A 13295-nucleotide genomic window follows, 5' to 3' on the forward strand; every position below is an offset into this window, starting at 1 on the left:
GAGTGATATATGTATGTAACGAAAACACACATGGAGGTTTAAAAATGAGAGCATTATTTGGAAGAAAGGTTTTAAATTTAAAGGAACTTAACTACCTTACAAAAGAAGCTAAGAAAGATGGAATGAAAGGAGAACCTTACGAAGTTACAAAAGAAATAAAATTAAGTGATGAGGAATTTAAAGAATTTGCAAAAGACTTTTGCAAGGATCAATCTTGGATAATAAAAGAAGACGGGGGACGCAATTCAAGAGGAGAATTAAGATGCATAAGAGTTAAAAATACAAAAACAAATAAAAGCATCTTAGTAGATTCAGAAGGTTATGATTATCCAAGATATACAGCAATAGAAAAGTAGAAATTAAGCCACCTAAAGGGTGGTTTTTCTTATGCTGTAATTATAGAAATTAATCTATAAAAAATATATATTTTATTTGATAGAATCTTGCATATATAACTGGATATACACACCTTTCAGAGGTAATATGTACACTACCAAAAGGTAATAAACACACTTTGAAAGGAGTAGAAAAGAATTGAAGAACCAAACAATTGGTGTAGAAATTGAAATGACAGGAATTACAAGAGAAAAAACTTCAAAAGTTATTTCAAAATTTCTAAATGGAGAAATCAAAAGAAACTATGATAGTTATGACACCTATAAGGTAACAGCACCAGATAAAAGAATCTGGAAAATAATGAGTGATGCGAGTATTCAAACAATGAAAAAAGAAAAAGGTACACTTATTTCAGCAGATAAAAGTTATAGTGTAGAACTTGTAACGCCTATTCTAAAGTATGAAGATATTGAAATCTTGCAAGAACTTATAAGAAAGCTTAGACATGCAGGAGCAGTTAGCGAAAGTAAGCTGAAATGTGGAATTCATATTCATATAGGTGCAAAGGGACATACTCCCAATACTTTAAAGAATCTAGTTAACCTTATAGCAGCAAAGGAAGATTTAATTTATAAAAGCCTTGAAATTGATCCAGCTAGGGTTAAATATTGCAAAAAGGTTAATAATCATTTGATAGAAACTATAAATAAAAAGAAACCTAAAAATTTAAAGGAGCTTGCAGATATTTGGTATAGCGATTATGGCGTTGAGAATAGAAGTAGACACTACCATACAAGCAGATATCATGGACTAAATTTACACAGTACTTTTACAAAAGGAACTATTGAATTTAGACTTTTCAATGGAACTATGCACGCAGGAAAAATTAGAAGTTACATAGTTTTTTGCTTAGCCATTAGCCATCAAGCATTAAAACAAAAAAGTGCAAGTGCAAAACGTACCTATACTGATAATGAAAAATATACATTTAGGTGTTGGCTTCTTAGACTTGGACTTATAGGAGATGAATTTAAAAATTGCAGAATGCATCTTATGAAATCTCTTGATGGGGATTCAGCTTTTAGAACACCAAGGATTGCTTGAAGCTAGAAATCACTTGAAAGTTTTATAGATTCCAAATTAAAAATAAACTAAAGTAGCGGAGGTTATTTATGGATAAATTTTTTACACAAAAAACTTGTGATAGATGTGGTGGTTCTTTAGGAAATGGAAGGATTATGTCAATGTTTAATACCGAGTGCATTTGCATGGATTGCTATAAAAAAGAAAAACAAGATAAGGACTATGAAAAGGCAGTTAAGGCTGACCATGAAGAAATTAAAAAAGGTAACTATAATTACAAAGGCATAAGAGGTAAATAAATTAGAAAATTATATGAAGAACTTACTAAATTACAGTAGGTTCTTTTTTGTTATAGATTTTAAAGATTGGAGGTGAAAACTATGGCACAAAGAGGAAGAAAACCAAAGCCAACTGCAATTAAAATAATTGAAGGAAATCCAGGTAAAAGACCACTAAATAAAAATGAACCTAAACCTGAAAAGAAAGCGCCAAGATGCCCAAGTTGGTTAGAAGATGATGCAAAAAAGGAATGGAGAAGAATGGCAAAGCAGATGGAGCATCTAGGTACTTTAACGGAAATAGATATGGCAGCATTTGCAGGATATTGCCAGGCTTATGCAAGATGGAAGGAAGCAGAGGAGTTTGTTACAAAACATGGTGCTATAGTAAAAACTCCATCTGGTTATTGGCAGCAAGTACCACAGGTTTCAATAGCACAAACTTATTTGAAAATAATGAATAAGTTTTGTGAACAGTTTGGTCTTACTCCATCTTCAAGAAGCAGAATAATTACCGATTCAAATGAAAATGAAGATGACAAGATGGAATTATTGCTATTTAAGGGTGGTGGCAAAAATGTATGATGAAGTAAAGGCACAATATGTTGTTGATTTTATAAATTGTTTAAAACACACAAAAGGCAGATGGAAAGGACAAAACTTTGACCTTCTTTCATGGCAGGACAAAATTATAAGAGATATTTTTGGAAATATAAAGCCTAATGGATATAGGCAATATAATACGGCCTATGTTGAAATACCAAAAAAGAATGGTAAATCAGAACTTGCAGCAGCAGTTGCTCTATATATGACTTGCGGAGATAATGAGTGGGGAGCAGAAGTTTATGGATGTGCTTCAGATAGGCAACAAGCATCTATAGTTTTTGATGTAGCTGTTGATATGGTAGAGCAGTGTCCGGCTTTAAAAAGAAGAATAAAACCTATAATGTCAGTTAAAAGATTAGTTTTTAAACCCACAAATAGTTATTATCAAGTCTTATCAGCAGAAGCTTACACAAAGCATGGCTTAAATGTTCATGCAGTTATATTTGATGAACTTCATAGTCAGCCAAACAGAGGTCTCTTCGATGTTATGACTAAAGGTTCAGGAGATGCTAGAACTCAACCTTTATTCTTTTTAATAACTACAGCAGGAACAGATAGAAATTCCATATGTTTTGAGCAACACCAAAAGGCTATGGATATTATAGAAGGCAGAAAAATAGATCCTACTTTTTACCCTGTTATATATGGAATTAAAGATGAGGATGATTGGGAATTAGAAGAAAATTGGTATAAAGCTAATCCATCACTTGGACATACTATTGATATAGAAAAAGTTAGAAATGCTTATAATAGTGCAAGAGAAAATCCAGCAGAAGAAAATATATTTAGACAGTTAAGATTAAATCAATGGGTAAAACAATCCACTCGCTGGATGCCAATGGATAAATGGGATGAGTGTGATTTTAATATAGATATAGACTTATTAAAAGGCAGAGAATGTTATGGAGGACTTGACCTTTCAAGTACTACAGATATTACTGCTTTTGTTTTAGTTTTTCCACCAAGAAATGATACTGAAAAATATATAGTTTTACCTTTCTTTTGGATACCAGAAGATAACTTAAAACTAAGAGTAAGAAGGGATCATGTACCTTATGATGTGTGGGAAAAACAAGGATTTATAAAAACAACAGAAGGTAATGTTGTTCATTATGGATTCATAGAAACTTTTATTGAAGAATTAGGAACTAAATATAACATAAAAGAAATAGCTTTTGACCGCTGGGGAGCTATTCAAATGGTGCAAAATCTTGATGGTATGGGTTTTACAGTAGTACCATTCGGACAAGGATACAAAGATATGTCTCCACCATCAAAAGAATTAATGAAACTAACTCTAGAAGAAAGAATAGCACATGGAGGAAATCCAGTGATTAGATGGATGATGGATAATATATTTATAAAGCAAGACCCAGCAGGAAATATTAAACCAGATAAGGAAAAGAGTACAGAGAAAATAGATGGAGCTGTAGCTTTAATAATGGCATTGGATAGAGCAATTAGGAATCAAGGTAATAGTAGTAGTGTCTACGATAATCGGGGAATATTAGTGTTGTAATTGTATTAAAACCGATACATTTCATCCATAAATTTATTATAGTCGATCTCACCACAAGCATAGTTTCCAAGTACATTTAGATTATGAGCAAACATATATAAAGCATAATCAAGAGTACTACACATTGCTAGCATATGACCTTGAGGGGATAATATATATGCATCAATTGTTTTTTTATTTTCTTTTAAGCGAGCATAGGCTCTATGATTACCATCAATAGGAATATACTGTTGTGTAGGTTCATAAAATGCTACAATAATTGGTTTGTTATTATGTTTAGCAAAATTTAAGTGGCTAAGTGTTATATCCTTTTCAAATATAGATTGTGAGATTTTTTTTAGTTCAAGCTTAACCACAGGAGCATTACTTTCAGCTATTATTTGTTCCGCTTTATCAATATTCCAAGATATTTTATAGTATTGATTATCATCAAAGAAAAATTCACTTGTATATATTTGATTTGTTTTGAAATCGAGGTGTTCTCCAGATGTTTTTTGTTTATGAATTTGTTCTTTATAGTGTGATAAAAATTCTTGAATGTTACTGAGCTTAAGAATTGGTGGCTTAGGTAAACTTGAGTAGAAGTATTCTTCTGTAAATATTTTGTCTAGTTTATAAATCTGATTGATATTAAGTGTACTCATTTTTATTCCTCCCATAATAAGTAATATTTTAATATATGAACAAAAGTATGTTGATAGAACAAGCGTTATTAATAATATAAAGCTAATAAAATGATTTTTATGAAGGAAGATAAATGGTCCATTTTAGAAATAAACGGATTTTTTTCATATTTGTATATCTAATTAATATATATTATATGAGGTTATTACAAGGAGGAATGTATTAAATGGTATCAATTCAAACTAATAAAATTCTGGAGAAATATGGAATGGGAATTATTAAAAAGGAAAATGGTAAATTTATTTTAAAAAAAGAGTCTAGTCTTTCAGAAAAGATCCCAGAGTGGGATAATACAACTTCAACATGCGAAATTTATTTTATGAAAAGAACCGATTTGCAAAAAATTTCTGAGTCTGAAGATTATATTCTAGAAAGCAGACATAATGATAGTCCAACAATAAAAGAATTTATAGATATAAAAGAACAGATATTTTTTGATGGAAGAGTAGAAATAAATAATGGAAAATTTAATATTGATATTGATGCAGCTTATATTCCACTTGAATACGATAATAAGAAATTTAATAATATATTAAATAAGATTGGATATTGTGTTGATAATATAGAGAAAAGGAATGAAAACTATAGTGATTATTTATATTTATGGTGGGATTAATGACAATGGATTTTATAAAATAAAAAAATAATACTTTTATATAATTATATTAAAAGTATTACTTTATAATAATATACTAATAAAAAAGGCTTGAACTATCAAGTCTTTTTTATGCTCATTTTTAGGAGGTAAACACAATGAAAATACCAATACTATCAAAGCTAAAAGAATCAAGAGCGGGTCCACAAAATAGTTTGTGGGGGAACACTTATAGTTTTTTCTTTGGTGGAACATCTAGTGGTAAAATTGTTAATGAAAGAACGGCAATGCAAACTACTGCAGTTTATGCTTGTGTTAGAATACTTGCAGAATCTATTGCTTCACTTCCACTTCATATTTATAAATACAGTGAAGATGGTGGGAAGAATAAAGATATAAATCATTCTTTATATTATTTATTACATGATGAGCCAAACCCGGAGATGACTTCTTTTGTGTTTAGAGAAACACTTATGAGTCATCTTTTATTATGGGGAAATGCTTATGCACAAATTATAAGAGATGGTAGAAATAAAATTTTAGCTATGTATCCGCTACTTCCTAATAAGATTACTGTAAATAGAGCGGATAACGGTGAGATTTATTATATTTATACAAAGAATAATGATGATGGAAAAGGATATGGTCAAGTTATTTTGAGAGATTATGAGGTGCTTCACATTCCAGGACTTGGATTTGATGGATTAATAGGATATTCACCAATTGCTATGGCTAAAAATGCAGTTGGAATGTGCATAGCTTGTGAGGAATATGGTGCAAGCTTCTTTGCAAACGGAGCAAATCCAGGAGGTGTGCTTGAACATCCAGGAGTAGTTAAAGATCCTAAAAGAGTAAGGAATAGTTGGAATGAAGTATATAAAGGCACAGAAAATGCACATAAAATTGCTGTACTTGAGGAAGGGATGAAGTTTCAAAGTATAGGAATTCCACCAGATCAAGCACAGTTTTTAGAGACGAGGAAGTTTCAGTTAGATGAAATTGCTCGTCTTTTTCGTATTCCACCACATATGATTGGGGATTTAGATAAATCTAGTTTTTCAAATATAGAGCAGCAAAGTCTTGAGTTTGTAAAATATACTTTAAATCCTTGGGTAATTAGATGGGAACAGGCTATACAAAAATCATTATTAAATCCACAAGAAAAAGGAAAATACTTTGTAAAGTTTAATGTAGATGGATTACTTCGTGGGGATTATGAAAGCAGAATGAGGGGTTATGCAGTTGGCAGACAAAACGGATGGCTATCTTCAAACGACATAAGAGAACTTGAAGATATGAATCCAATCTTAGGTGATGAAGGTGGAGATTTATATCTTGTAAATGGTAATATGACAAAGTTAAAAGAAGCAGGTGCATTTGCAAAGAAAAAGAATGGAGGGGATAAATTATGAAAAAAAAATTCTGGAATTGGGTTAAGAATGAAGGAAATAGAACTCTATATTTAGATGGTGCTATTGCAGAGGAAAGTTGGTATGGAGATGAAGTAACTCCTAAAGAATTTAAAGCAGAATTAATAAGTGATGATGGGGATATAACAGTTTGGATTAATTCACCGGGTGGAGATGTATTTGCAGCATCACAAATTTATAATATGCTAATGGACTATAGTGGAAATGTAACTGTTAAAATTGATGGACTTGCAGCAAGTGCAGCTTCAGTAATTGCAATGGCAGGAAGTGAAGTTGAAATATCTCCTGTGGCAATGTTTATGATTCACAACCCCATGACAATTGTAAGTGGAGATACAAAAGAAATGAATAAAGCTATAGATATGTTAAATGAAGTAAAAGAGAGCATTATCAATGCTTATGAATTAAAAACAGGACTTAAAAGAAATAAAATAGCAAGTCTTATGGATGCTGAAAGTTGGTTCAATGCAAAGAAAGCTGTAGAACTTGGATTTGCAGATAAAATAATGTTTGAAGATAAAGAAGATATTAAAGATTTAAAAGGTGAAGTATTTAGTAAAAATACTACTAATAAAGCACTTTTAAATAAACTTTCTACCAATAGTAATGAATCAAAAATATCAATTAAAAATCTAGATAAAAGACTAGAACTTTTAAAATATTAAGGAGGCCTACAGAATGAATAAGATATTAGAATTAAGAGAAAAAAGAGCAAAGATATGGGAAGATGCTAAAAAGTTTTTAGACAGTAAAAGAAATGAAAGTGGACTTATTTCAGCGGAAGATACTGAAACTTATGAAAAGATGGAAGTTGATGTTGTTAATTTAGGAAAAGAAATAGACAGACTAGAAAGGCAAGCTGCACTTGATTTGGAACTTTCAAAGGCAACTTCAACTGCTATTAGAAATATTCCTAATGGAAATTTAAGTGGTGAAACAAAAACAGGCAGGGCAACAGATGAATATAAAAAAGCCTTCTGGAAAGCTATGAAAAATAAAAATAGCTTAGATATTCAAAACTCACTTCAAGTAGGTACAGATAGTGAAGGTGGATATCTTGTGCCAGATGAATTTGAAAAAACATTAATTGAAAGTTTAGAAGAGCAAAATATATTTAGACAGCTTGCAAATGTAATAACTACATCTTCAGGAGATAAAAAAATACCAGTAGTTGCATCTAAAGGAACAGCATCTTGGGTAGATGAAGAAGGTGCAATTCCAGAATCAGATGATGCATTTAGTCAGGTATCAATAGGAGCATATAAATTAGCCACTATGATTAAGGTTTCAGAAGAACTTCTTAATGATAGTGTTTTTAATTTAGAAAGTTATATAGCAAAGGAATTTGCAAGAAGAATTGGAGCAAAAGAAGAAGAAGCATTTTTTATAGGAGATGGTACTGGAAAGCCTACAGGAATATTTAATGCTACTGGTGGAGCAAGTCTTGGAGTTATAGCAGCAAGTGCAACAGCAATTACTCTTGATGAGATTATGGATTTATTCTATTCCTTAAAATCGCCTTATAGAAAAAATGCTGTATTTACTATGAATGATGCAACAGTAAAGGCTATAAGAAAGCTTAAAGATTCTAATGGTCAATATTTATGGCAGCCATCTGTTACAGCAGGTGAGCCAGATACTGTTTTAAATAGACCAGTAAAAACTTCTGCTTATGTACCAACATTAGGAGCAGGAGCAAAACCTATAGCTTTTGGAGATTTTAGTTACTATTGGGTAGCAGATAGACAAGGTAGATCATTCCAAAGATTAAATGAACTATATGCAGCAACAGGACAAGTTGGATTTAAGGCAACTCAAAGAGTTGATGGTAAGTTAATACTTCCCGAGGCTATTAAAGTTCTACAAATGAAAGACAAATAGAAATCTAAAGAGGTGAGTGTATTTTGGTAGTAACTTTAGAAGAAATAAAACTTTATTTAAGGGTAGATGGTGATGAGGAAAATACACTCATCACTAAATTTATTTTAACAGCTGAAGAATTGTGTGAAGATATTTTGAGATATAAGTTAACAGAATTTGAAACAATACCTGAAGCAGTAAGACAAGCAATTTTATATGCTGTAGCAAATATGTATGAGATGCGTGAAACTTTTGACGTGAAATCGGTAATTGAAAGCATGACAAGACTTTTATTTTGTTATAGAAGAGAGAGTTGGTGATGCTCTATGGATATAGGAGATTTAAAACATAGAGTTATATTTCAAAGATTTACTACAGTAGCTAATGATAATGGTTTTGAGGAAGAAGCATGGGTAGATTTTAAAACAGTATGGGCGGCAATAACAAATCTTCATGGTAGAGAATACTTTGAAGCTGCAGCTGTTAAGGCAGAGAAAACTGTGAAATTTACTATTAGATTTATTAAGGATATAGATGAAAGCATGAGAATTTTGTTTAAAGGAAAACAGTACAACATAACTTCTATAGATAATATCAAATACGCAAACAAATTTATAGAAATTAAGGCTATGGAGGTTGATAGTAGTGGCTAGTATGGAACTTCAAGGTGTTGATGAAATATTAAACAAGCTTCAAAGCATGGGCACGAATGTATCAAGACTTGAAAATAAAGCACTAAGAAATGCAGCTGAACCTGTTCTTGAGGATGCAAAGGCAACAAATGCATTTAACGATAGAAGTGGTAAACTGCGAAAAGGTCTTAAAATAACCAATGTAAAAAAGAAAGAAGGGGTTAAATACATTCTTATAGGTATAGATAAATCAGATAACTCAAAGATATATTATGGGAAATTTCTAGAGTTTGGGACTTCTAAAATGCCTGCCAAACCTTTTTTACAGCCAGCTTATGAGAAAAATAAGGATAATATAAAAAGAACTATAGCTGAAACTTTGAAGGAGGGGTTGAAGTGATAAATAAATTAGTAATGAAAGCTTTAAAACATCTTCATATTCCAGTTTCCTTTCAAAAATATAGTGGAAAAGAGCACACCTATATAACCTTTTTCAGTTATTTAGAAAAAGGTGAGCAGTATGCAGATAACGAAGAAAAGGTTACAGGACATTATATTCAAGTGGATATTTGGAGCAAAAAAGATTATACAAACCTTTATAAAAGGGTAGAAAATGCAATGAAAGCCGCAGGTTTTATAAGAACTTCTGCGGCTGATTTATTTGAAAAAGATACAAAAATATATCACAAAGCAATGAGATTTTTCATTCAGATAGAACGGAGGGAGTAAATTATGGCAGGAATAGTTAGTAGTGCTCCAGTAGGAGTAGAAAATTTAGTATATGCTATTTTAAATGAAGGAGAAACTTCAACTTATGGGACACCAGCATTAGTTTCACCAGCAATAAATGTAAAAATAAATCCTAAGAGCAATTCAGAGACTTTATATGCTGATAATAGAGCTGTAGAAACAGTATCAAATTTAGGTGAAGTGGATGTAGAAATTGAAACTCAAGATTTACCTTTAGAAGTTCAGGCAGCACTTCTAGGACATAAATTGGATACAACAACTAAAGTTATGAGTTATGAAGCAGATGATATGGCTCCTTATGTAGCTATAGGATTTAAGGTGAAAAAAGGCAATGGTAAATACAGATATGTTTGGCTACTTAAAGGAAAATTTAGTGAACCAGAAGAAGAGCATTCAACTCAAGAAAATAAAACAAAATTCCAAACACCAAAACTTAAAGGTACTTTTCTAACAAGAGAAGATGGTAAATGGAAGTACACTGCTGATGAAGATAGTGGATTTAAAGAAGGGGCTAGTTGGTTTAATAAAGTATATGCACCAGTTGTAGCGTAATAAAATTATTGGAGGAATAAATGATGGAAATATCTTTAAATAACAAAACCTATGTTATGCCTAAGGTAAAAACAAGAATGCTAAGAAAAGCTATTGAAATAAATGAACATATAAATTTCAATAATTTAAAAACAAAAGATTTAGATGGACTTGTTGATTTTGTAGTAGAGCTTTACGGTAATAAATTTAGCAGAGATGATTTTTATGATGGACTTGATGCAGATAAACTTATAGAAACTTTAAATAATAGTATAAACGGAATAGTAGGAACAATGAGCAATAAATTACATGAGTTCCCAAACAATTAAGCGGAGAAGCACAAGAAAAGCTATCTCCGCTTGATTTTATTAAGGAGATTTATTCAGGACTTTTAGAGCAAGGTTGGACTTTAAATGATGTTGATGAAATGGATATATTTTATTATTTTGATATTTTAATTTATAGATCAATTAAGGAATATAAGCAGAATTTAAATAATGTTTTAAAGATATTATAAGAAATTTAGGATATATAGGTGGTGAGAGAGTGGCAGAAGAATTAGGAAGCTTAGCAGTCAAAATAGGATTAGATTCAAGTGGTTTTCAAAATGGAATAAGTAGTATTAATAGAAATCTTAGAGTTTTAGATAGTGAGTTTAAAGCTAACACAGCAGCACTTGGAGAAAATGCAAAAGGCCTTGAAGGACTAAAGTTAAAATCAGAAAGTCTAACTAAACAATTGGAACTTCAAAAGCAAAAAGTAAGTGCTTTGCAAGAAGCTTACACTAAAAGTGCTCAAACAAAAGGTAATGATAGTGAAGCTACCCAAGCACTTGAGATAAAACTTAATAAAGCAAAACAAACTCTCTCACAAATGGAAACAGAACTTTCTAAAGCAAATAAAGAAATTGAAACTCAAAGCAGTAAATGGACTTCTTTAGGTAAAAGTCTTGATGGTATAGGAAGTAAGATGAAAAGCGTTGGAGAAGGGTTTAGTAATGCTGGATCTAAGCTTTCAATAGGATTAACTGCCCCATTGGCTACACTCGGAGTTGCAAGTGTAAAGTTAGCATCTGATATGAATGAGAGTATGAACAAAGTTGAGGTTGCGTTTGGTGGTGTTAATCAAAAAGTAAAAGATTGGTCAGATACTACTCTTAAAAGTTATGGTATAGCCAAAGGAACAGCTTTAGATATGTCTGCTCTTTATGGTGATATGGCAACAAGCATGGGATTAAATCAAGAAGAAGCTGCAAAAATGTCTATGTCTTTAGTGGGATTAGCAGGTGATTTATCGAGTTTTAAAAACATTGGTATTGAAGAAGCAGAAACTGCTTTGAATGGAATATTTACAGGTGAAACTGAAAGCCTAAAAATGTTAGGTGTAGTTATGACTGATACGAATCTGCAACAATATGCTTATTCTAAAGGAATCGAAAAGAAAACTAAAGATATGACTGAATCAGAAAAGGTTCAACTTAGATATAACTTTATTTTAGAGAAAACAAAAAATGCACAGGGAGATTTTGAACGTACAGGTGCTGGAACGGCTAATCAGATGAGAGTATTTCAAGAAAGTTTAAAAGAACTTGGTGCTACAATGGGACAAAATATATTGCCAGTAATAACGCCTATAATTACTAAATTAAATGAATGGGTGCAAGCTTTTGGAAAGTTAGATCCAAGTATACAGAAAATTATTATAGTATTTGCTGCATTACTTGCAGCTCTAGGACCAGTACTTTCAGTAATAGGTAGTGTGATTACTGTAGGTAGCAGTTTAGTAACTTTGTTTGGAAGCATAAGTACTGCAGTTGCTGGAGCAGGAGGTGCAATGGCACTTTTAACTGGACCAGTAGGAATAGCTATAGCTGCAATTACTGCAATAATTGCTGTAGGAGTTCTTTTATATAATAATTGGGACACAATTAAAGCTAAAGCATCAGAGCTTTGGAGTAGCATAGCGTTGACCTTTGAAAATATAAAAACATCAATATCAAACGCATGGGAAAATGTAAAAACTGCAACATTGACTGCTTGGGAAAATTTAAAAAGTACCATAAGTAATGGACTGGAGAATATAAAGAATTTTCTAGAACCAGCATTAAATTTTTATGAAACCGTATTTCAAAATGTATGGGATGCAATAAAGAATATTGTTTTAGGTGCGGTACTTATAATTCTTGATATAGTTACAGGAAACTTTACACAGTTAAAATCAGATATAGAAAACATATGGAATAATATAAAAACTGCTTTAACAAATATATGGGAAGCCATAAAAAACACTGCTATAAATGCTTGGACTAAGTTAAAGGAAAGTGTGACAAATCTTTGCAACAATATTAAAGAAACAGTACTTAATATATGGAATGGAATTTTAACTTGGTTTTCTGAATTGCCAGGAAAGCTTTATAATTATGGATCGTCTATGTTTACAAGTATGAAAGAAGGAATAAGTAGCACCATAGGAAATGTAAAAAGTGCTATAGAAAGTGGAATAAATAGCGCATTGACATTTTTAGCAAGTTTACCAAGTAAGGCTTGGAATTATGGAGCAGATTTTGTGGAGGGTATTGTAAAAGGAATTAAATCTGCTATGGGTAAAGTTGAAGATGCAGTTAGTGGACTTGCAGCTAAAATAAGAAGTTATTTACATTTTTCAGTTCCAGATGAAGGGCCACTTACTGATTATGAAAGTTGGATGCCGGATTTTATGTCAGGGCTTGCAGAAGGAATAAATAAAAGTAAAAATGTTGTTTCAGAGGCTATAAATAAATTATCTTTAGACATGAATATAAGCACTAAGTTAGAGCCTATAACAGTTCCAGCTTATGATAAAACAAGTTTAAATAAAAATTCAAATGGAGGTAAAGGACTTACACTTCATATAGAAAACTTTATTAACAATACTGAGAAAGATATAGAACAATTAGCTTATGAATTAGAATTCTATAGACAGAAAATCTCTATGGGTAAAGGAGGAGTTTAG

17 protein-coding genes are annotated in these 13295 nt (G+C 31.4%); 16 read left to right on the plus strand and 1 reads right to left on the minus strand.

From position 1 onward, the window contains the following. Positions 1-44 precede the first annotated feature (44 nt). The 5 genes from BGI42_RS02890 to BGI42_RS02910 all read left to right on the plus strand — a co-directional run bounded on the left by BGI42_RS02890 (position 45) and on the right by BGI42_RS02910 (position 3822). Positions 45-356 carry a DUF6329 domain-containing protein gene (locus BGI42_RS02890; protein ID WP_069678879.1) on the plus strand — a complete coding sequence of 104 codons (312 nt, stop codon included), beginning with the start codon at positions 45-47 and terminating at the stop codon, positions 354-356. 178 nt (positions 357-534) lie between these two features. After that, positions 535-1440: an amidoligase family protein gene (locus BGI42_RS02895; protein WP_069678880.1), complete on the plus strand. Its 906-nt coding sequence runs from the start codon at positions 535-537 to the stop codon at positions 1438-1440. Positions 1441-1508: 68 nt separating this feature from the next. Then, the gene (locus tag BGI42_RS02900; RefSeq protein WP_069678881.1) at positions 1509-1718 is read left to right on the plus strand and encodes a gamma-glutamylcyclotransferase; all 210 of its coding nucleotides are present in this window, start codon (positions 1509-1511) and stop codon (positions 1716-1718) included. An 81-nt stretch (positions 1719-1799) separates the two neighbouring features. Next, the gene (locus tag BGI42_RS02905) at positions 1800-2282 is read left to right on the plus strand and encodes a phage terminase small subunit P27 family (protein ID WP_069678882.1); all 483 of its coding nucleotides are present in this window, start codon (positions 1800-1802) and stop codon (positions 2280-2282) included. Beyond that, entirely contained in the window at positions 2275-3822 is a 1548-nt protein-coding gene (locus BGI42_RS02910) for a terminase large subunit (RefSeq protein ID WP_069678883.1), read from the plus strand. Before BGI42_RS02905 ends, BGI42_RS02910 begins: the two co-directional genes overlap by 8 nt. A 5-nt stretch (positions 3823-3827) precedes the next feature. On the opposite strand, the gene BGI42_RS02915 is transcribed toward BGI42_RS02910, so the two are convergent. Next, positions 3828-4466, minus strand: coding sequence for a hypothetical protein (locus BGI42_RS02915; RefSeq protein ID WP_069678884.1), 639 nt, complete (start codon positions 4464-4466; stop codon positions 3828-3830). A 206-nt stretch (positions 4467-4672) separates the two neighbouring features. On the opposite strand from BGI42_RS02915, the gene BGI42_RS02920 reads away from it, so the two are divergent. The 11 genes from BGI42_RS02920 (at position 4673) to BGI42_RS02970 (ending at position 13295) form a co-directional block, all read left to right on the plus strand. Continuing rightward, positions 4673-5122: a hypothetical protein gene (locus tag BGI42_RS02920; RefSeq protein WP_069678885.1), complete on the plus strand. Its 450-nt coding sequence runs from the start codon at positions 4673-4675 to the stop codon at positions 5120-5122. 137 nt (positions 5123-5259) lie between these two features. Beyond that, positions 5260-6513, plus strand: a complete 1254-nt coding sequence (locus tag BGI42_RS02925) for a phage portal protein (protein WP_420825929.1) — start codon at positions 5260-5262, stop codon at positions 6511-6513. After that, the gene (locus BGI42_RS02930) at positions 6510-7196 is read left to right on the plus strand and encodes a head maturation protease, ClpP-related (protein ID WP_069678886.1); all 687 of its coding nucleotides are present in this window, start codon (positions 6510-6512) and stop codon (positions 7194-7196) included. The genes BGI42_RS02925 and BGI42_RS02930 overlap by 4 nt, the downstream gene beginning before the upstream one ends. Before the next feature lie 13 nt (positions 7197-7209). Next, the gene (locus tag BGI42_RS02935; RefSeq protein ID WP_069678887.1) at positions 7210-8412 is read left to right on the plus strand and encodes a phage major capsid protein; all 1203 of its coding nucleotides are present in this window, start codon (positions 7210-7212) and stop codon (positions 8410-8412) included. A 23-nt stretch (positions 8413-8435) separates the two neighbouring features. After that, positions 8436-8711: a head-tail connector protein gene (locus BGI42_RS02940; RefSeq protein WP_069678888.1), complete on the plus strand. Its 276-nt coding sequence runs from the start codon at positions 8436-8438 to the stop codon at positions 8709-8711. A gap of 6 nt (positions 8712-8717) precedes the next feature. Next, positions 8718-9044, plus strand: coding sequence for a phage head closure protein (locus BGI42_RS02945; RefSeq protein ID WP_069678889.1), 327 nt, complete (start codon positions 8718-8720; stop codon positions 9042-9044). Position 9045: 1 nt separating this feature from the next. Continuing rightward, positions 9046-9423: an HK97-gp10 family putative phage morphogenesis protein gene (locus tag BGI42_RS02950; RefSeq protein ID WP_420825937.1), complete on the plus strand. Its 378-nt coding sequence runs from the start codon at positions 9046-9048 to the stop codon at positions 9421-9423. Continuing rightward, entirely contained in the window at positions 9420-9752 is a 333-nt protein-coding gene (locus BGI42_RS02955) for a hypothetical protein (RefSeq protein ID WP_069678891.1), read from the plus strand. Before BGI42_RS02950 ends, BGI42_RS02955 begins: the two co-directional genes overlap by 4 nt. Before the next feature lie 3 nt (positions 9753-9755). Then, positions 9756-10325, plus strand: coding sequence for a major tail protein (locus tag BGI42_RS02960; RefSeq protein ID WP_069678892.1), 570 nt, complete (start codon positions 9756-9758; stop codon positions 10323-10325). Positions 10326-10348: 23 nt separating this feature from the next. Beyond that, the gene (gene gpG / locus BGI42_RS02965) at positions 10349-10633 is read left to right on the plus strand and encodes a phage tail assembly chaperone G (protein WP_069678893.1); all 285 of its coding nucleotides are present in this window, start codon (positions 10349-10351) and stop codon (positions 10631-10633) included. Positions 10634-10850: 217 nt separating this feature from the next. Beyond that, positions 10851-13295: a phage tail tape measure protein gene (locus BGI42_RS02970; protein WP_069678894.1), complete on the plus strand. Its 2445-nt coding sequence runs from the start codon at positions 10851-10853 to the stop codon at positions 13293-13295.

The organism is Clostridium taeniosporum (genome assembly GCF_001735765.2).
GTDB classification, from domain to species: domain Bacteria; phylum Bacillota; class Clostridia; order Clostridiales; family Clostridiaceae; genus Clostridium; species Clostridium taeniosporum.